This is a genomic window from Treponema rectale, from assembly GCF_014202035.1.
Taxonomy (GTDB): Bacteria; Spirochaetota; Spirochaetia; order Treponematales; family Treponemataceae; genus Treponema_D; species Treponema_D rectale.
Genome location: NZ_JACHFR010000002.1, coordinates 880,032 through 898,984, shown reverse-complemented (window position 1 = coordinate 898,984; position 18,953 = coordinate 880,032). Strand labels below are relative to the sequence as shown.

Sequence of the window (18,953 nt, the reverse complement as noted above, 5' to 3'; positions counted from 1 at the left end):
CCACCTGAAAACTACCTGATTATATACACACTGTCTTTTGGAATCCAGCCGTAACTTTCATTGTGACGGACATACAGCCAGTTTCCTGCTCTTTCTTTTATAGAAACAACACAGCCTGCAGAAAGTTCCACCGCAGTAGAAATATTTTCTTCTGGAATAGGACTGAGCAGCCCGCCCTTAAAAACTCCATGGCGTTCAGAAATGCTGACAGTATAAAAAACAGAATGTATTAAAAAGAAAAGGGCCGCAACACTGACAACAACACCTTCAATCTTACGCTTCAGCAAAAATACGACAACCGAACTTACCATCAGAAGAACAAATATTACCCAGGATACAATTCCCAGAGGAATGCTTGCCTCATCATCTACATTATCAAGTCCGCAATATTCTTCATAAGCAGTCCGCTCTTTTTTTGCCTCTGTAAAATACGGCACGGAACGGCGTTCCTTTTCCCTTAAAGCACGGATTTTTCTTAAAGCAGCGTCATCACAGATGAACACATGATTTTCTTCTTCTGCAGGTTCATCAAATGCGTAGGCATATACTGAACTATAAGAATCTTCAGCAACCTTAGCTTCAGTTCTGGCATCAAGAATCTTGAAGGTAATATTCGGGAGGACAAGTTCTGAGCGGGAACCGTTATAAGAAAGAGCAACAATACTAATTTCCGGAAAAGAATAGGTTGCGCTTTTTAACGGCTGCCAGTCATAAGTAATAAGCGGAACTTCATTTGGTGTAAAAGTTTTTTTATCAACTGCTTCCGTAATAAACTCAAAGCTTTTTACTTCCTGAAAAAGTGAATTCTCCGGAACTTTCCATGAAATATTTTCTATTGATACTGCATATTTTGAATAAAGGGTAAACCTTATGTGGTCTCCGGAACGTGCAGTAATAACCCCTTTATTACTGAGAACATGTCCGTCCTCAAACTTAACGGAAAGTTCAGGCACAAGCTGGCGGGGATTATTTAAAACCTCAACACGCTCAAAAGGAATCCTGTAATATATTCCGTTCACAATAACATCAATTGCATTTACCTTATAACTGCCCGGCTGAGAAAAACTGAGTTTCATTATAATACGGGTTCCGTTCTCATCATCAGAACCCGGCTCAGGCACAAGTATTTCTTTTTTTGATGAAATGAAACTTACGTGAGCAGGAAGAGTGTTTACATAAACAGTAACATTTTCAGGAGTTACATTTGCAATATCAAGAATGTAGGAACAGTCTTCCGCTGTAAAAAAATAGTCATCAACTTTCTTAAAACTCAGAGACCTGACATATTCATACGTCGGATATTTTTTTGCAAAAGCAGGTTCTGCACAGATTCCAAGGAGAATAAATGAAACTAATAATCCAAAGATGAATTTTTTGTTTTTTGCTGCTGATTTTTCCATCGTTTTTCTTCATTCTCCCTGATAATTGAATATACTGCATTTTCCAATGCGGCATCACCGCCAGATTTTTCTACAGGAACAATTTCTTTTTCATCAGGCTTTACCTGAAGTGACTTTTCCTGAATTGAAAGTTCAAGATTTATTTTTGCATCCGTACTGCTGCTGTCTACAAGAAGAGCTTCCTTAAAAAACTCCGCAGCTTCATCAAACTTGCCCTGCCGGTGAGAGATGATTCCAGAATTATAGAGGGCAGCAAATTTTACCTGAAGATCAGTACTTTCTGTTGCCTCGTCAAGAATCTGCTTGAAGTAAGACGCTGCACTTTCGTTTTCATCCTGCATGAGATATGTAACGGCAAGATTGAACCTTGCATACTCCGAAGCCCTTGCATCACCGTTTTTCAATGCCATCTCTGACACTTCAAGAAAACAGGCTGTTGCCTGATTATAATTCTTACGGTTCCACTCAAGCTTTCCTTCAAAAAGAAGCCTGCCTTCGTCAAACTTTTTTGAACACGAAGTAAAAGTACAGAAAACAAGAACAGCTGCCGTTCCCCTTGTAAAATTCTTTATTGCCCGCCTGAAATCAATTTCACCTGCAATAATCGAGAATAAAAAGAATATAATTGCAAGATTTATGAAAATATTTTTTCTGGAAATAAGATGAACTTCATAACTAACGCTTCCGCTTCCGTCCTGAGGTGAAAGCATTTTCAGAAGTTTACCTGCAGAACCGTACTCTGAAGCATCAACATAAATAACAGGCGTAAGATCAGAGTCTGTTCTTCCGCCGGCCCTGATTCTCTTAACTTTAGAAACTGTTTCCTCAACAGCAGAACTCCTGAGGGCAGTCTTTACCCTGGTTTTACCGTCTGCAAGCAAAAGCTCAGATTCCCGTTCAGAACCAAAACCGACAATGGCAACAGGAATTCCATAACGGACTGATTCATTAAGAGCATCCAGAAGAGAATCCTGTGTTTCTTCTCCGTCTGTAAAAAGCCAGATGCAGCCGGCTTTTGCACTCTGAGAAGGGAATGATGTTATTGCAGCACGAACTCCGCTTCCAAGATCAGTACCTTCAGAACTGATAAGATTAGGATGAAGCTGACTAAGCATATTCTCAATTGAATTAAAATCTTCCGTAAGAGGAATTGCCGTTACCCCGGAACCTTTTGCAAGAACGACGCTTACGCTTGTTCCCTCAAGATGTTTAAGAAGTCCCCGGGCATAATTACATTCAGCCTCCAGCCTTGAAATTCCGGAAGGTCCGTCCTTTGCAGTCATGCTGTAAGAAATATCAAAAACAAAAGAAACCGTACTACCGCTTTTCTGAACAGGAACGGTTTTTATTCCCCAGGAAATTCCGGCATAAGCAAGAACAAGCATCATCCATGCCATGCATCTGAAAAAGGTCCTTAAGAAAAAGCAGCGCCTTAAACGGGTAACTGAAGCAGAAGCAGAAAAAACTTCAGGATTAGTTATAAAAGACCTGAGGATTTTTTTATATCGTAAAATCGTATACAGAGCAGCCGGAATGAGAACAATTATTCCATAAAAAGCATATGGACGTTCAATATCAAAATTCATAAAACCTCCTGAAGCACGAGTCTTTTCAGGAACCATGCAATACTGACAAGAATGAAGGCAAGCATTATGAAATAATAATAAACAGTTTTATCTTCATTTTTTATATTATATGTCTGGGCAACATTCTCCCTTTTACTGATGGAAGAAAATGCCTGAATCAGAGCCTGAATGGTTTCTACCTCATAAAACTTGCCGTCAGATTCCTGCGCAATATTCATGAGGGAAGAACTGTCATAATTGGACTCAAAGAAACCTGAATAAAATTTACCTGTCTGAGGATCAGTATACTCAAGGGGAACAGTTCCTTTTGTTCCTACTCCCAAAACAAACAGTGCGATATCTTTCTGCATTGCAAGACGCGCTGCAGTATTAGGATGAACTGAACCTGCGTTATTTTCTCCGTCCGTTATAAGAACAATACATTTGCTTTTTGAAGAAGAATGTTCAAGATGATATATTGCCGCAGAAAGTCCAAGTCCTAAAGCAGTACCGTCACCAAGTTCTCCAACGGCAACCGTAGAAAGCTTATTAAAAAAAACATCCCTGTCCATAGTAAGTGGAACAACCATAGCAGCTTCTTTTGCAACTTCCACAAGACCAAAACAGTCTCCTTCATCCGAGGCTGCTATTTTCTTAATTGCAGTTTTTGCTGCTTCCAGACGGTTCATTCCGGCAATATCTATGGAAGCCATGGAAGGACTTACATCAAGAACAAACAGAATGTCTGCACCGCGGGAAGAAAAGATTTTTTTATGATGCCTTATTACAGGACTTGCCAGTGCAATGATTACACAAACATAGGTTGCAAGCAAACATAACTTGACAATAATGGAAATTACAATTCTTGATTTTTTCTTCCATTTAAAACTTTCTCCTTCCCAGTCACTGAGGACAAGAGAAAAAGAAATGCGGGAAAGAAATTTTATGTACCTTAAAAAATAGAGTACAGGAATTAAAAAAAGAAGAAGGAAAGCAAATGGATTTTCAAACTGTATCATTTCCGTAATCACTCCTTTCTTCAAAAATCTTCATAAGTTTTACAGACTCCTTTACAATCTGCTTTGTCTCTCCCGGAAGAAAGCAGGCTTCATGTTCTTCTGCAGGAAACAGTCTTGAATCAATAGAACCGGAAGCAAACCTTATGTAATCCGTGCGTAAAAAAATCTTTGCAACCTGAGACGATGCCCTTACTTTTTTTTCTTCAGCAGATGAAACACATCCGAGAACCGTCTGAGCAATATTACTTGATGTAACAGACACAAAACTTATTCTGAATCTTTTTGTAAAATAATGCCTCATTATTTTCTGCCACAAAGCTGCAAACTCAGCGTCAGAAAGTTTTTTGTGAAGCAGGATGAGAAAGCGTATTCTCGTAAGAAAAGTATTTTTTGCAAAACTCAGGTTCTTATGAATAAGATGCATGCGCCTGAGTATTTTAGGAAGCTTTACAAGAAGCAGGGCTGTAAGAGCCATCACAAGCAGTATTCCGATGACAATAGCCCAGACTACATAATTAGTTCCTGGAAGTGACATAGGAGCAAAAGGTTCCCTGAGTGAAGTGGCATTCATCTCTGAAGCAAGGGAATTAACTTTTATAGAGTCAAAGTTCAATATAAAATCATCAAAACTTTTTACTTCCGGATGCAGCGCAAGGTATTCACGTCCGCGACATAAATCCACAAGATCAATTTTCGGAAATCTTATGCGGCCGGTTTTCCAGGGAATAAACTGAATCAATACAGTATATGTAATTCCGTTTCTGGACAGCACTGCATTTAAAATAGTACAGTCCTTTTTAACGGAATCAAATTCTTCCATATCAGTATCAAGCATTACGTATCCGGAAGTTTCAACATGTACACCGGGAAGTGCAAACAGATCTACCGGAGAATCAAAAGAAAGCTGAAGCTGTGTTTCATCGCCTACATAAATATTCTTAGGCGTGAGCACCTGGGTCTGAGCAGAAGCTGCAATAAAACAGAATAAGACAAGGGTTAAAAACGCAGATATTTTTTTTAACATATCATCTCCTGCACCTAACGTTTTTCTCTTGCCGTAAAAAACCGCACCAGAGATCTGGCAGGATCATCAGCCGTACTTATACATAAAGGATAACCGCCATGACGGATACAATCCTTCTTCCAAGCATCCATGCGACGTATGTTATCTGACTTCCAGGCTTTGGCAAACTCTCTGGAAGACGAAGGCAGTACCTCGGAATAATCCGTTTCCGGATCAGTAAAAAGAATGGAACCTACGGAAGGCAGTTCTTCATCAGTAGGATCTGTAATTCTTATGGCTACCACGTCGTTTTTCGTACACAATCTGGCAAATGCATCTGTCCATCCTGAAGCCCTGAAATCAGAAACAACAACAACAAGAGTTCTTTTTCTTAAAAGTTTAATTGCACCGGACAAAGCGGTTTCAAGAGATGATCCCGGCTGCTTTTTTGAAATTGTTTTTTCAAACTCAGAAAGCAATAGCATGAGATGATCCTTTCCAGACTTCGGAGCACAGGAAAACTCTATTTTTCCATCAAAGGTTACGGCACCCACCGGGCTGGAGTTCTGAAAGGAAGCAAGGGCTATTAAAGATGCACACTCAGAAGCAATTTCCAGTCTGGAGCGGGCCCGGGAACCGGTTTCCATAGAAAGAGATTTATCTACTATAATAAAGACATCCAGATCCCGTTCCTCTTCGAAAACCTTTACATAAGGCTTTGCCATTCTTGCAGTAACGTTCCAGTCAATAGTTCTGATATCATCACCAGGCAGATAATCCCTTACCCCCCTGAACTCAATTCCCTGCCCATGAAAAAGAGAACGGAATTTTCCCTGACGGATTCCATCTGCCAGGGAAGTACTGCTGAGATGTAATAAGTATGCCTTTTTAGATAACTTTTGCCTGTTCATTTTTTTCCTTACGGAAGAGGCATGAACGAAATAATCTTACCAATAAGTTCGTCTGCCGTAATTCCATCTGCTGAGGCTTCATAATTAAGTACAATACGATGACGGAGAACCTGTCTTGCAACTGTCTGAACATCTTCCGGAAGAACAAAACTTCTTCCTGCAAACAAGGCCATTACCTTTGCACATTTAAGCATTGCAATTCCTGCACGTGGAGATGCACCGAAACTTATATAATGCTGGAAGTCATTCTGAGGCTTTCCATGATTCTTTGAATTAACTCTGGTTGCATTAACAATTGAAATTATATAGGCAAGTATTTTATCGTCTGCAGTAATTGCTTCAACACAGTGACGGCATTTTTCAAGAGCTTCCGCAGAGAATACCCTTACCACAGGAACAGCTTCCGCATTACCGTTCATTTTAAGCACGGCAATTTCCTCTTCCGATGTAGGATAAGTTGCATGAACTTTTAAAAGAAAACGGTCAAGCTCTGCTTCAGGAAGACTGTATGTTCCATCCTGTTCAATAGGATTCTGTGTAGCAAGAACAAAAAACGGTTCCGGAAGATGATAGGTTGATTCTCCGATAGTAACCTGGTGTTCAGCCATAGCTTCAAGAAGAGCCGACTGAACTTTGGCAGGTGCACGGTTTATTTCATCTGCGAGAATAAGATTTGAGAACACAGGTCCCTTATGAATTGAAAAATTTCCTGTTGCCTGCTCATATATCATAGTACCGGTAACATCAGCAGGAAGAAGATCCGGCGTAAACTGAATGCGCTTAAAATCAAGGCCTGAAATTTCTGCAAAAGTTTTAACGGCAAGTGTCTTTGCAAGTCCCGGAACACCTTCAAGAAGTACGTGTCCGCCTGCAATGAGTCCGGTAATAATTCCGTCAACAACTTCTTTCTGTCCGACAACCCGTTTTGCAAGTTCAGTCCTGCAGCGGCTGATATATTCGGAACATTCCGTAAGTTCTGTCTTTGTAATTTCCATAGTCATTTCCTTTTTTTTGCATTGAGAACATTTTCATATTGTATAAAATCCCGGCACCTTGTTCAATTAACCACGGAAGTCTATAATATCCCCATGAAATTAGAAAAACTTTTTGATTCCAGAGACAACACTCTTTTTGACCTTAACGGCACTGAAATTAATCTTTCAAACTGCCCTGTAATAGATGCAAAGGATTTCTGCGAAAAAAAATCCGGAGAAGATAAAGTAACTGCAATTACAGTAAAATGGTCCTATTCAGGTTTTGACGAAGAAAGCTATAACGAAGAATTTCTTGCCCTTTTCAGGGACAGACTCAAGGAACTGGAAGAAACTTCAAAGTTCGCATTCATTGTTCCGGCTGCAGATTCTGACTGCACCGACGAAATTAAAAAGCAGGCTTTTGCTGACAGTATGAATCACTGTGCCCGCAGAATAAAGGACTGTACAAGCGTCATCGGGTTTTCAATTCCAGATGAATGTAATGCTTCTGATTTTATGGAACTGCTGTTAAAGAAACACCAGCATTATGTTTTTTTCAGCAAAAATGAAACCGTACTGAATGACAAGTCAATAGTACGGTTTTAACAATACATTAAATCATGTAAACAAAGTCTTCCATTGTCTTGCTTTTGTTTACAAGATCTTCCAGTGTAACGCTGCCGAGAAAATCATCTACGGCAGTTTTAAGTCCTTTCCACAGAACTTCATTTATAATTCGGTCACTTTCCTTTTCTCCGTCTCCGGCTGTTTCTGCCACAGGAGAAAGGTCACCTTCCGTAACACGAATAATGTCCAGTGCCGTATAACGGTCAGGAGACTTTGCAAGTTTATAGCCTCCCTGAGGGCCGCGAACACTTACCAAAAGTCCGGCTTTGCTTAAAAGAGCCGCAATCTGTTCAAGATATTTAAGAGAAATGTTTTCATAGTCAGATACATCCTTCAAGGCAATGAATCCGTCTTTGCCATGTTCAGCCATGTAAAACATAAAGCGGAGGGCGTACTTACCGCGAGTAGAAATTTTCATATTATAAACCTCACAATGAAATGCTGAAGATATAATACAAATAATTACCTAGTTTTTCAATAGGAGTAATAGGATTATTTTTCTACAGAACATATTTTTCAAGAAATTTACCTACACCGCCTGAATTGTTGTCAAATTCAGTCACATAATCAGCAATCTGCTTTATATAATCAAGGCCGTTACACATGGCAACACCCATTCCGCATTTTCTTATCATGCTTTCATCGTTCATACTGTCACCAAAACACATGGTTTCTTCTATAGAAAAACCAAGATGGCTGCATAAGAATTCTATGGCTTCACCCTTTCCGCAGTCAGGAGGTAAAAGTTCAAGGAAGAACGGCTTACTTGTAAATACTACAGCCCTGCTTCCGAATTCCTTTTTCAGTTTTTCCTGAAGAACTGCAACTTTCTCCGGCTCACCTGGAATCAGCATTTTAGGAAATCCCTTAGTCAGGAAATTTCTGTAATCTTCAACAACTTTCCCCTTCACGTGACACAAATCTACATCAAGGCGGGTCCACTTTGTTTCTTTTCCGTAAAAAATCGTATCTGGAGAATATACTTCAGTATCAAGCCCGTCTTCACCGGCAAGCTCATCAGCCCTGAGAAGAACATCAGCATCCACCGTACGCTTAAAAATCTGCTGCCTCAAATGAAGATCAAAAACAGAACAGCCGTTAATTGCAATAAGAAATCTTCCAGCCTGTTTTCCGGCTATATCAAGCTTACGTACAAAAGGAAGTATTCCTTCTTCTGCCCTTCCGGAACATAAAACCACATATATTCCCTTTTCTGCACATTTCTGAAGGGCTTTAACATTTTCTTCCGGAATCTGAGTTTCTTTGTTAAGAAGCGTATCATCAAGATCAAGCGCTATGAGTTTAGGTGAAAGTTTTTCCATGCCTTCAATTTACAGAATACCGGCAATCAAGGCAAGCCTGATAAAACAGTCTCTATTTAATTTTCAAGATCTCTTCTTCCGAAAGTCCTGTGCTTTTCATAATCGTCTGCACAGATACACCTTCTTTAAGAAGTATTTCAGCCGTTTCAATTCTGGCATTCCGTGTTCCTTCTTTAAGCCCGGCTGCATGTCCCCGGCGTTCAGCTTCTTCCGTCTTTACCTGTATGTCCGTTTCGTAGTCATATTCGTTGAATACCATGCTTATTACCTCCGAAGTCTTGCGGCGCAGGTAATCGGGAAGAAGGTTCTGCTTCTGCGCCTTAAGTACTGCCCTTGTCATGAAGTCGGATGCTCCGCTGCTTTTTTCTTCTTCTACAAGGCTGATAAATTTTACATAATTATCCAGCGGCTGGCAAGAAGAAAAGTCCAGCGTACATTCCGGATGCTTTATGTTGAACACCTTTACGTTAAGCTCCAGGGGAACTTCACTTCCTGCCTTTTTATCAATGAAGGAATCCGACAGCCTGAGTATTTTCTGCGGAGGATAGTTCCTGCTTCCGTTGTAGATGACGTAGAACTCCGGGGAAGGAATCATCTTTCGCTCCGTTGAAAACTTGAGCCTTGAATCCACGATCCTTTCATAGATGCGGGAACAGTAAATACGTCGAGTCAAGGCACGCTAACGCTTAAAGCCTTGACTTCGCCGTTTTGAGGGTTTGTACTACCCCCTCAATCAGAAAGCGCAGGGGCATGTTCTCGTTTACTGAAGACTGGTGCTCCAGAAGGACTACAAGTTTTCCGTTGACGAGCATGGATATGTCGTTGCAGAAAGACTTGTAGATTACCTGCTCAATCTTTACGTCTTCAAGAACCGTACCTTCAGGCGAAAGGGAATTTCCGGAAATGCAGTTGTACAGTTCAATGAAGTTTTTCTTTCCAACAACTGCATCCTTTGAAAAATAGTCTACGAAGAGACTGTCCTTAACCGTTCGGTTTTCATTTTCTTTTTCCATACATATATATTTGCACTGAATTTTAAAAATCTGCACAAATACAGAAAAAAAAATCCCCGCACTCCGGGGATAGAATGCGGGGAGAAAATCAGTCTGTTAATTTGAATTAAAACTCAAAACATCAGTTGTCTTCAAAGTACCAGGCAAACTGCTGGTTTTCACAGGTTGCAGACGTTGCATCATTATAATAAAGAATTTCAGTATTATTATCATTTGCGTCTGTACAGCCTAAAGCAAAATTTGCTGAACTTACATTCAGTCTCAAAGTATAATAAGTATCACCAACAGAGCTATATCCCATGAAGAATGTAGATTCACCAGTTGAATCTGTTGAAGCAGACGTGCTGAATGAAATATTTGCACCTAAAGTAGTTGATGCAGTCTCAGTCAGATTTTCTGCATTAATTGTAAGATAACCTTTATTTGTATGATAAACAGAGAAAGTATCATAAACACCTTCTTTTACACTTTCATCACTCAATGTAACTGTATGTGCTGATGTAATGCTTCCATCCATTGCAGGATAAATATTCCATACACCAGTTCCGCCCCCGGTAGACCACTGACACATAAGCAAGTTTGCAGCACCTGAAGTATTCAGCTGCTTATTATTCTGGTCAGAGAGCTTGACCTCAGCATTTCTTGAAATTATCTGCTTTGTTACTGTGGCAGCCGTAGCACTTACAGTTCCATCATTATTCCAGTTTTCTCCGTCCTCACTTGCGTAAACAGTGAATGTGTAAGAAGTACCACTTGTAAGTCCTGTAAATTGTGCTACACCGGCAGCTTCATTTGCATAAGTTCCTGCATAAGATGTAAGGCTTGTAAAGCTTTGCTCATCTACGCCGTCATCTGAACAAACAACTTTGTACTGCCAGGATGAAGAAGTATCATCTTCTGCTCTATCCCAAGTTACAAGGATTTCTCCTGTAAAGCGGGCTGTTGCAGCTACATTTGTCGGAATATTTGTGAGGTTTAATGTAGAAACTGTAAGTTCATCTGTTGCACTGGATGCATTTCCGTAAACGTCATAGGCAGTTGCTGTAATTGTATATGTAACTCCCTTTGTAAGACCTGTAAGAGTTGTTCCGTTTGAACCGGCTGCAATATCTACAGTGCTTGCAGTTCCGCTTTCAGGTGTATAACTGATGCGTACAAAACTTAAATCTGCATTACCTGGTTCTGTATAGGTAAGAGTAACTGATGTTGTTGATACATCAGCAGAAGCAAGATCTGTAACTGCATCAGGTGCTCCGTCAGTGTAATAGTCTGCGTCAGCATAGGAAATTGAAGAAACCTGGAATGCACCGCAACCAGCACTGTCTTCTGAAGTTGATGAAGGTATCATGCTGTAAGTAAGGCTTGCATGCTGAATGTAATAAGAATCTTTTTCACATACAATCTTACTCCAGGCACTACCGTAACTTGAAGAATCCAATTTAAATGAAGCCTGTACATTATCAGTAATATAAGATGAACCACCATTTTCTATACCAGTCAATGTTGCAACCATTGCATAAGGAGCACCATTTCCACTTCCCCATGTTCCATTATATGCAACATAAGAACGGCTGTTTGTATCATAATACAGGAAGTAACCTGTACCGACACCTGATTCATCTGTTGCAGCTTCAAGAGAGAAGTAGCCGTCTGTTCCGCTTAATGACGGACGAACAATCCAGAAATATGCTGTAGGATTTGCAGAAGTTGCTACTGCAGCAGTGTTATAACAAACTGTACTTGAAGAACTTGATGCCCACGCAAGATATCTGTCTGAACTGTATCCACTTAAAATCTGCCAGATTACTGTCTTAGCTGTTACGCTTTCAGTATCAAGAGAACTACACTCAACGCTGTTTGAATCAACAACTGTTACAGTAAATGAGTAATTATTTCCAACAGTAAGACCTGTAAAATGTGCCTGCTGGACACCGCTTTCAACAGTAACTGCCTCTACAGCATCGTCACTGCATGTTACCTTATAACTGTAAGTAATTCCATCTTCCTGAACAGTTGTATCTGTCCAGGTTACAAGAACTGAACCGGTATACTGAACGGCTGCACTTACCTCCGTTGCTGCCGGAATTACAGGAGTTGCACTTACAGAAACTGATTCACTTTCATTACCGTCATAATCAAATGCCTTTACGGCAAATGAATACTCAATTCCTGCAGTTAAATCAGAAAAAGTTGCCGTAGTTCCAGTTACCGTTACGGAAGCTTCAGCTGCATCATCAACGTAAACACTGTATTCCTTTACGTCGTCACTTGCAGATGCTGTCCAGCTGAGAGTTACACTGGAACGGCCTGCTACTGCAGAAAGAGCAGTTACAGCTGAAGGCACTGTTTCATCAGCAGCAGTACTTTCGGAAACATTTACTGTAGTTGAATTTCCGGATAAATCAAAAAAAGTAAAGGTAAATGAATATTCAGTTCCTGCAGCAAGTTTTGAGAAGGTTACAGTCTGAACACCAGCGGAAATTTTTTCCGGAACTGTTACAGCAGTTGTTCCATCAATCTGCTTTCCGTCTGTAGTAACAGTCAGATAATCAAAGTCTGTATCTGAAGGATCAGTCCATGAGAATGTAAGAGAATGGTCGGAAGTTTCAGTTGCCGTAACAGAAGGTGTTTCCGGTGGAGTACAATCAGCTGCTGTCTTTACCCCTTCAACTGAAGTTACAGACCAGCCGTCTGCAGTAAGAGTATAAATATAAACCATAAATTCTGAACTTGATGGAATTATACCTGATGTAGTAAGACTGTCTGCATCAGCAGAAATTTCTACGATTCCAGAATCATAAGCATCGTCTTCTGAAACATCTTCTCCTCCTTCAGAAGTCTGAACTACACGATAGAAAAGTCTCGAAACAGAAACATCTTCCGGCAAAGTCCATGATAAAGAAACATTATGATCTGAAGTTGGATTAGAATCTTCATCAAGAGTCTGAACAAGATTGCTGACCTTATAAGAATCTACAGCATCTGCAACAGTAGCAGAAAGATTAATTTTTCCTACAAGAGTATCAGCCCCGTCAATTCCAACTGTAACAGTAATAACAGCAGAAGCATCTTCAAAGCCGTTGAGTGCGTAAGTTACTGTTGAAAGATACTCTCCAGAAGTACTGTCTGCTGCTTCTGAAAATTCCGTTGCACTTACAGAAATTTCTGCTGAATCTGAAACAACAGTAATATCTGAAGGCACTCCGTCCTTAACATAAACTCCAAAACTTTTTTCTGAATATGGAACTACATCAGAAACAGTCAGAGTATTTGCAGAATCTGTAACTGTAACATCCTCACTGAAAGCGAGAGATGCATTTGTTGATGAGCCGCCTCCTGAAGAGCCGCCTCCCGATGAACATGATGCAAAAATTATTGCTGCCCCACAAAGAACAGCAAAACCGTGTCTTAACTTTGCAACCATTGTTTCCCCCTTTTTACTTTTTTTCTGTAGAAAAATGTTAAGAGTGAATTTTTATACGAACCATAAATAAAAAATCATTCATTAGCACAATTCCGTCAGCAGATTACATTCCGGATGAAAATGCTTCAAATTTCCGGAAGTTATGAAAACCTTTTCAAAAAGTAAGTGTATGAGCGCTTACAAATTTGTGTTTTAAAAAAAATCAATATTCAAAATAATTTTTGCGAAAATTTACATAAAAAGACGAATACATAAATTTTTTCAATATTTGAAACAGCAATGGCCACATTGATAAAAAGGGAGGAAGTGAAGTTCCCCTGGAGCTTAACGTAAAGGTGTTCAACATAAAACATCCGGAATGTACGCTGGACTTTTCTTCTTGCCAGCCGCTGGATAATTATGTAAAATTTATCAGCCTTGTAGAAGAGGAAAAAAGCAGCGGAGCATCAGACTTCATGACAAGGGCAGTACTTAAGGCGCAGAAGCAGAACCTTCTTCCCGATTACCTGCGTCGCAAGGCTTCGGAGGTAATAAGCATGGTATTCAACGAATATGACTACGAAACGGACATACAGGTAAAGACGGAAGAAGCTGAACGCCGGGGACATGCAGCCGGACTGGAAGAAGGAACACGTAATGCCAGGGTTGAAACGGCTGAAATACTTCTTAAAGAAGGTGTATCTGTGCAGACAATTATGAAAAGCACAGGACTTTCGGAAGAAGAAATCTTGAAAATTAAATAGAGATTGCCTTGCATAAAAAAAGGGACACCGCCCGTTAAGACGATGTCCCAAAAGGATAAAAAGGTTTTATAAAAAAGGGGGTAGATTAGTTTGCAGCTACATAATAAACATAAAATTTAGCTCCAGCTGATAAATATAAACCATTAGAAATAATTTTATTTATATATTCTGAATCATCAATTACAAGTGAATATCCGTTTTCATAAGTTTCGTCCCAATCAAGTTTTTTTGCGTTAGTCCACTCTGCACCATCTTCATATGTTTCATAACAAAGATTAGGATTCCATCCTGTTGTATCTGATGCACCGCTTGTTGCTACTTTAAGTTTTAAAACAGAAAGATCTGTAAAGGCAGAAGGTTCAAGAACTTTAGTCAAAGTTGAGCCTGCAGTATACTCAACACCATCCTTAAATGTAACCCACACATCATTAGAAATAACAAGCTTCACAGACTGATTTCCCTGAGAATAATCAAGCCATGTATTATTCTTTTCCTGTGCAACACTATAATATGCAAATCCAGATACATCACCATTATTAATCACTGCATCAATAACAAACCAGCCACTAGCATTTATATTGGCATTTGAAATCTCTGCACTATATTCAGTAGAAGAAACTCTTGTAACAATTGCAGTTTCAGTCGCTGAACTTGCACCATATTTAATAACTACAGAACCAGATTCTTCAACCTCAAATCCATCAAAAACCAATGAAAGAGTTATGGAAGTCTCTACTTTTTTTGAAATTGTAAATTCTGTTATGTAATTAACATTTTCTGAATAATAGCAGAAGTATGTAGTTGACTGAGCAATAGAATCCTCAATTCCTTCTACAACAACTTTTATACCACTAAAGAATCCCCAAGCATCAGCCTCTGCCTTAGCAAATCTAACAACAGCAGTTGTATTACCAGCCGTATAATCAACAACAGCTTCTTTAGTATAGTCTTTAGAAGTATCATTTCCATAGGTAACCTTAATGGAAGTTATACTTGCAGACTCAAGAGATTCATCAATATTAAGATTTACATATACATACGGATTATAAACATAAAGTGTTATGTTAATTCCGTCATCATCATCATCAGTTCCGTCATAAAAATTAAGAATTATTTTAGCGTCCTCTGAAGAATCTTCCGCCGTAATTTCAAAAGCATCATCGCCTATATATTCAACAGTAACTCCTTCTACATCAAAGTCATCTACATTTGTCTTACCCTGTACGTGAACAGTTACGCTTTCTCCAGAATTTACAGTTACTTCAGCTCCTTCAGTAAGGTATTCTACACTTACAGAATCATCTCCGTTTCCGCCATCAGAATCAGAACATGCAGTAAACACTCCGGCAAGAAGCATAAAAGAAGCAAAAAGCCCGAAAATCTTTTTAACGTTTTTCATTATTTCCTCCTTATAAAGCCACAACGGCAGTTGTGCGACATGGATGTCGCAGACAGCGAATGCAGGCTTTAGAATGCATTCGCACATGATAAAAAGTACAGGGAAGTACTTTTTATCATGTCTCCTTAGTGAAAAAACGCCATACAGTTTTTATATCTAATCAACACAAGTAATTTACACGTGTTGATTAACTGAATTAAGTATAAGTCCGTTATCATCACGTGTCAAATTTTATTTTTATTTTTTTCAAAAAAAAGCTGTCCGGTAAGACTGACATATAACGCAGTACTTTTCCGGACAGCCGGCAGTAAAAGATTTACTGAACACTCATTACTATAAGGGCAGCACTTGGTTTTCCGCTGGAACCGAACAGGCCGTATTCCCAGCTGCCTTTATATTCACCACCCCAGGTAAATACTCCTGAAGCTCCGTTCTTTGCAGCTACTTCAATTACAGCACGGATTATATTTGCCTGATTCTGTGCAGTGGCAGGAAGCTTTCCGTCAGAATCAGCATATACACCGGAATAAAGATTTCCGTCAGAGCAAGTAAGATTAACTTTAACAGAAGAATCAGACATATTCTCATAGTAATTCTGAGAAGCAGTATCAGAAACTTTATTAGGAATATTTGTTTCTACAACAACAACTTCCTTTGCGTAAGTTGATTTTATTGCAGCTATTTTTTCTCCAAGAGATTCAATGGTACCGTGACTTGCCCACTTAGGATAATAAGAAAGTCCCACTACATCATAATCAAGGGAAGAAAATGAACTGAGGTAGTTTACAGGATTACTTCTGTTAATATCAGTGAAGTGCAGCATGAGTTTCGCATTCGGACATTCACTTCTTGCAGCTGCCAGTCCTGCGGAAAGATACTTAAAATAATTTGCACTGCAAAAATCTCCCCTTACGGCCTCATCTGCATTTGTAACAGTTTCTGATGAATCAATTGCCTTGTGCTTAAGCATTCCCGAACTGATTTCATTTCCAATCTGAATCATGTCAGGAGCAGCATTCACATTTTTTAAAGCCTCAAGAACTTCCGTTGTATACTCAGAAACTTTTGCAGCAAGTTCATCACTGGTCGTGCACTCAAGCCATTCTTCCGGAATAAGCTGTTTTCCAGGATCAGCCCAGTAATCGCTGTAATGAAAATCAAGAAGCAGACGCAGCCCCGCTTTTTTTACGCGGACAGCCTGAGCAATTACGGTTTCAAGATCAGATGCTCCCGGTTCACTTGGATTTTTTGAAGATTCAGGATTATTCCAGATACGAAGGCGAACCCAGTTTACGCCATAAGACGGAAGAATCTGAAAAATATCTTTTTCATTTCCGCTGGCATCATAATACGAACCGGAACTTACATCACTTTCTGCACTGGCATCAAATCCCCTCATAAAAGAAGAAGGAAGGTCCGCATCAACAGGTTCAAGAGTTACAGTCGTACCGTCTATCGTACAGGAAATTTCTCCCGCAGTTACTTCACTTCCAGAAGGATAGGAAGGAGTTTCTGAACAGGAAGCAAAAAAAGCTGCCATAATAATACTTCCGGTTAAAAATTTAATTACTTTCATTTTATTCCTCCTCTCCATCAGTTAAGAGTATACTCAAGTGCATTCTGGAAATTAATCGTTACAGAATTATGCTTATCATTAAAACCTGCACAGGCGTCAGGAACCACATCTCCAGCTGCAACACCAGCAGACCAGTGAAGTGAAGACGCAGCGATGATATGTACAGTCTTTCCTTTTTCAATTCCTGCAGAAGCTATAGAACTTAAAGGAATTGCATATTCAATAAATTCTGCACTTGCTGTATCTCCATCCGGAGAATATTTTACTGCAGAAGAAATTTCATCAGCAGAAGATGCATTTTCTACCCAGGCCCCGAATTCATCTGACTGAGGTTTATGATAAAGATAAATATCCGGTTTTCCGTGCATGAGGGTTTCCCTTCCATAAGCAACTGTATCTGCAAGAGCAAAAACAGAAGAACCGGAACTATAGGCGGCATCGGAACTGTGATCATAAGAAATCATTACTGCAAGCCCGTCACTCCAGGTAGTAGCAAAACTTCCTTCAAGGGCAACATACAGATAATTGTCATCATTCAAAACATAAAGGCCGGTAAAGTCCCCGCTGTTTGCATCCCAGGTAAAGGCACTTCCGTCAGAAGATGCATCAGAAACATACACTGCGTTTTCTGACAGCCAGTTATCATCTTTGATACCGTCAACGGCAATCAGGTTCTCAGAGAATGAAGCAGATATCTTTTTTGAATAAGTATCTCCGCATCCGTCTGCAAGAATTCCTGATAAAGTAATTGTCATTTCCGTTCCGTCAGCAGGAGCCGAAGCAAAATCAGGAGAAAGATAAACCGTGTTTTCATCTGCCGTTACATTGAACCTGTAAGTATTTGAAGAAGAATCAACTCCAACTGCGGTTACACCCTCTGCAACAGAAACAGGAGCATTACAGGTCACGGCAAATTTAGATGAAGTAGAAAAGCCTGCGGTTGAGTAAGAAAAGGACTCTTTACTGAATAAAGGTTTAACGTTTATATTCTTTGCCTCAAAAGCAGAAAGGGCCCTTCCGTTCTGCTTTCCTTCAGCACAGACAAAGCCTCCCAGACTCACGCTGACCTTTGCAGTACCGGAAGGAATTTCTTCTCCATCAAGAAGTGCCGTTACAGGAGACATATTCAGCCTGTAACCTGTAAAATCAGAAGTAAAATATCCTGAAACAGAAGAGAAAGTTTTTGTAACTTCTGTTCCGGTTTCATCAGAATAAGTAAGCACTATTTTTCCAGTAACTGAATTTGCTGCAGTTTTTTTGCCGAAAGTTACAAGAAGGGTCTGACCGTCTATGTCAGAAACATCTTCTCCGGCAACACCGTTATAGTACCAGGCTTTTTCTGAATAAGAAGGAACACCTGTTTCTTCATCCAGTTTTGCCTGCATTTCTTCACTTAATGAACTCTGAAGGGAATCACATCCTGTAAAAAACACGGATACAGCCGCTGCAAATGCAAATATTCTTTTAATCATAATTCCTCCGTATTACTCCACTACCGGAACAGCAGAACCGGATGATGCATCTATGACAAGAGTTACTTCTCCGGCACTCAGGTCAAGACCGTCAATATAAAAATTCTGAAGGGCACTGCCTGCCGTCGGATCAGCTCCGTTACCTTCAACCTGTCCCTTTATATACCACGGACGGTTCCATGCTCCTACAGGAACAAGGGAAAACTGAATGTTAGAAATTGTTACGGCTTTCTGCACAGAGGTTCCGCTTCCATTTTTTAAAGTAACGTCTGCATTTGTATTATCCCAGGAATCACTTCCGTCAAAGTTTCCTGGAATTGCATAGTTTCCGTTAATTGAATCACCGAAGTTTTCAAATCTGAATGTAACCATAAGAGCCTGCTGATTATGAAGTCCTTCCGCATCAGCACATGAACTGAGAACAGATACCGAAGCACAAAGTAAAATCATGGAAAGAACAGCAGCTGCTTTATTTTTCATAAACTTTAATTTCATTTTTATTCCT

17 protein-coding genes are annotated in these 18,953 nt (G+C 39.8%); 2 read left to right on the top strand and 15 right to left on the bottom strand.

Annotation, left to right across the window (positions count from 1 at the left end):
* Window positions 1–11: 11 nt before the first annotated feature.
* The 6 genes from HNP77_RS08360 to HNP77_RS08335 are packed head-to-tail and all read right to left on the bottom strand — an operon-like array spanning window position 12 to window position 6,893.
* A complete protein-coding gene (locus HNP77_RS08360; RefSeq protein WP_184652713.1) occupies window positions 12–1,400 on the bottom strand; it encodes a hypothetical protein in 1,389 nt (462 codons plus the stop codon).
* Window positions 1,352–2,986, bottom strand: coding sequence for a VWA domain-containing protein (locus HNP77_RS08355; protein ID WP_184652712.1), 1,635 nt, complete (start codon window positions 2,984–2,986; stop codon window positions 1,352–1,354). The genes HNP77_RS08360 and HNP77_RS08355 overlap by 49 nt, the downstream gene beginning before the upstream one ends.
* Window positions 2,983–3,984: a VWA domain-containing protein gene (locus tag HNP77_RS08350; RefSeq protein WP_184652711.1), complete on the bottom strand. Its 1,002-nt coding sequence runs from the start codon at window positions 3,982–3,984 to the stop codon at window positions 2,983–2,985. Before HNP77_RS08350 ends, HNP77_RS08355 begins: the two co-directional genes overlap by 4 nt.
* Window positions 3,971–5,008: a hypothetical protein gene (locus tag HNP77_RS08345; RefSeq protein ID WP_184652710.1), complete on the bottom strand. Its 1,038-nt coding sequence runs from the start codon at window positions 5,006–5,008 to the stop codon at window positions 3,971–3,973. Before HNP77_RS08345 ends, HNP77_RS08350 begins: the two co-directional genes overlap by 14 nt.
* Before the next feature lie 14 nt (window positions 5,009–5,022).
* The gene (locus HNP77_RS08340; protein ID WP_184652709.1) at window positions 5,023–5,898 is read right to left on the bottom strand and encodes a DUF58 domain-containing protein; all 876 of its coding nucleotides are present in this window, start codon (window positions 5,896–5,898) and stop codon (window positions 5,023–5,025) included.
* A gap of 8 nt (window positions 5,899–5,906) precedes the next feature.
* Window positions 5,907–6,893, bottom strand: a complete 987-nt coding sequence (locus tag HNP77_RS08335; protein ID WP_184652708.1) for an AAA family ATPase — start codon at window positions 6,891–6,893, stop codon at window positions 5,907–5,909.
* Window positions 6,894–6,986: 93 nt separating this feature from the next.
* On the opposite strand from HNP77_RS08335, the gene HNP77_RS08330 reads away from it, so the two are divergent.
* Window positions 6,987–7,478 carry a hypothetical protein gene (locus HNP77_RS08330; RefSeq protein ID WP_184652707.1) on the top strand — a complete coding sequence of 164 codons (492 nt, stop codon included), beginning with the start codon at window positions 6,987–6,989 and terminating at the stop codon, window positions 7,476–7,478.
* A 7-nt stretch (window positions 7,479–7,485) separates the two neighbouring features.
* Here HNP77_RS08330 and HNP77_RS08325 read toward each other — a convergent pair whose 3' ends face one another.
* From HNP77_RS08325 to HNP77_RS08305, 5 genes are all read right to left on the bottom strand, one after another.
* Window positions 7,486–7,917 carry an RrF2 family transcriptional regulator gene (locus HNP77_RS08325; protein WP_184652706.1) on the bottom strand — a complete coding sequence of 144 codons (432 nt, stop codon included), beginning with the start codon at window positions 7,915–7,917 and terminating at the stop codon, window positions 7,486–7,488.
* A gap of 82 nt (window positions 7,918–7,999) precedes the next feature.
* Window positions 8,000–8,821 carry a Cof-type HAD-IIB family hydrolase gene (locus tag HNP77_RS08320; RefSeq protein ID WP_184652705.1) on the bottom strand — a complete coding sequence of 274 codons (822 nt, stop codon included), beginning with the start codon at window positions 8,819–8,821 and terminating at the stop codon, window positions 8,000–8,002.
* A gap of 52 nt (window positions 8,822–8,873) precedes the next feature.
* Window positions 8,874–9,416: a hypothetical protein gene (locus HNP77_RS08315; protein WP_184652704.1), complete on the bottom strand. Its 543-nt coding sequence runs from the start codon at window positions 9,414–9,416 to the stop codon at window positions 8,874–8,876.
* A gap of 91 nt (window positions 9,417–9,507) precedes the next feature.
* Window positions 9,508–9,834: an RpnC/YadD family protein gene (locus tag HNP77_RS08310; RefSeq protein WP_184652703.1), complete on the bottom strand. Its 327-nt coding sequence runs from the start codon at window positions 9,832–9,834 to the stop codon at window positions 9,508–9,510.
* 121 nt (window positions 9,835–9,955) lie between these two features.
* Window positions 9,956–13,258: a fibronectin type III domain-containing protein gene (locus HNP77_RS08305; protein WP_184652702.1), complete on the bottom strand. Its 3,303-nt coding sequence runs from the start codon at window positions 13,256–13,258 to the stop codon at window positions 9,956–9,958.
* 335 nt (window positions 13,259–13,593) lie between these two features.
* Between HNP77_RS08305 and HNP77_RS08300 the strand changes: the two genes are divergently transcribed.
* Window positions 13,594–14,001, top strand: a complete 408-nt coding sequence (locus tag HNP77_RS08300) for a hypothetical protein (protein WP_184652701.1) — start codon at window positions 13,594–13,596, stop codon at window positions 13,999–14,001.
* 85 nt (window positions 14,002–14,086) lie between these two features.
* Here HNP77_RS08300 and HNP77_RS08295 read toward each other — a convergent pair whose 3' ends face one another.
* From HNP77_RS08295 to HNP77_RS08280, 4 genes are all read right to left on the bottom strand, one after another.
* A complete protein-coding gene (locus tag HNP77_RS08295; RefSeq protein WP_184652700.1) occupies window positions 14,087–15,400 on the bottom strand; it encodes a hypothetical protein in 1,314 nt (437 codons plus the stop codon).
* 316 nt (window positions 15,401–15,716) lie between these two features.
* Complete coding sequence (locus HNP77_RS08290; RefSeq protein WP_184652699.1) at window positions 15,717–16,976, bottom strand: glycosyl hydrolase 53 family protein; 1,260 nt, start codon at window positions 16,974–16,976, stop codon at window positions 15,717–15,719.
* 17 nt (window positions 16,977–16,993) lie between these two features.
* Window positions 16,994–18,448 carry a hypothetical protein gene (locus HNP77_RS08285; protein ID WP_184652698.1) on the bottom strand — a complete coding sequence of 485 codons (1,455 nt, stop codon included), beginning with the start codon at window positions 18,446–18,448 and terminating at the stop codon, window positions 16,994–16,996.
* A gap of 12 nt (window positions 18,449–18,460) precedes the next feature.
* On the bottom strand, window positions 18,461–18,943 hold the full coding sequence (locus tag HNP77_RS08280; RefSeq protein WP_184652697.1) for a hypothetical protein: 483 nt from the start codon (window positions 18,941–18,943) through the stop codon (window positions 18,461–18,463).
* Window positions 18,944–18,953 lie beyond the last annotated feature (10 nt).

Excerpts from the sequence above, each read along its gene's own strand:
- HNP77_RS08285 (WP_184652698.1), bottom strand. The coding sequence starts at position 18,448 with ATGATTAAAAGAATATTTGCATTTGCAGCGGCTGTATCCGTGTTTTTT.
- HNP77_RS08325 (WP_184652706.1), bottom strand. The coding sequence starts at position 7,917 with ATGAAAATTTCTACTCGCGGTAAGTACGCCCTCCGCTTTATGTTTTAC.
- HNP77_RS08295 (WP_184652700.1), bottom strand. The coding sequence starts at position 15,400 with ATGAAAAACGTTAAAAAGATTTTCGGGCTTTTTGCTTCTTTTATGCTT.
- HNP77_RS08305 (WP_184652702.1), bottom strand. The coding sequence starts at position 13,258 with ATGGTTGCAAAGTTAAGACACGGTTTTGCTGTTCTTTGTGGGGCAGCA.
- HNP77_RS08350 (WP_184652711.1), bottom strand. The coding sequence starts at position 3,984 with ATGATACAGTTTGAAAATCCATTTGCTTTCCTTCTTCTTTTTTTAATT.
- HNP77_RS08280 (WP_184652697.1), bottom strand. The coding sequence starts at position 18,943 with ATGAAATTAAAGTTTATGAAAAATAAAGCAGCTGCTGTTCTTTCCATG.
- HNP77_RS08335 (WP_184652708.1), bottom strand. The coding sequence starts at position 6,893 with ATGGAAATTACAAAGACAGAACTTACGGAATGTTCCGAATATATCAGC.
- HNP77_RS08340 (WP_184652709.1), bottom strand. The coding sequence starts at position 5,898 with ATGAACAGGCAAAAGTTATCTAAAAAGGCATACTTATTACATCTCAGC.
- HNP77_RS08310 (WP_184652703.1), bottom strand. The coding sequence starts at position 9,834 with ATGGAAAAAGAAAATGAAAACCGAACGGTTAAGGACAGTCTCTTCGTA.
- HNP77_RS08330 (WP_184652707.1), top strand. The coding sequence starts at position 6,987 with ATGAAATTAGAAAAACTTTTTGATTCCAGAGACAACACTCTTTTTGAC.
- HNP77_RS08290 (WP_184652699.1), bottom strand. The coding sequence starts at position 16,976 with ATGAAAGTAATTAAATTTTTAACCGGAAGTATTATTATGGCAGCTTTT.
- HNP77_RS08320 (WP_184652705.1), bottom strand. The coding sequence starts at position 8,821 with ATGGAAAAACTTTCACCTAAACTCATAGCGCTTGATCTTGATGATACG.
- HNP77_RS08355 (WP_184652712.1), bottom strand. The coding sequence starts at position 2,986 with ATGAATTTTGATATTGAACGTCCATATGCTTTTTATGGAATAATTGTT.
- HNP77_RS08360 (WP_184652713.1), bottom strand. The coding sequence starts at position 1,400 with ATGGAAAAATCAGCAGCAAAAAACAAAAAATTCATCTTTGGATTATTA.
- HNP77_RS08315 (WP_184652704.1), bottom strand. The coding sequence starts at position 9,416 with ATGATTCCTTCCCCGGAGTTCTACGTCATCTACAACGGAAGCAGGAAC.
- HNP77_RS08345 (WP_184652710.1), bottom strand. The coding sequence starts at position 5,008 with ATGTTAAAAAAAATATCTGCGTTTTTAACCCTTGTCTTATTCTGTTTT.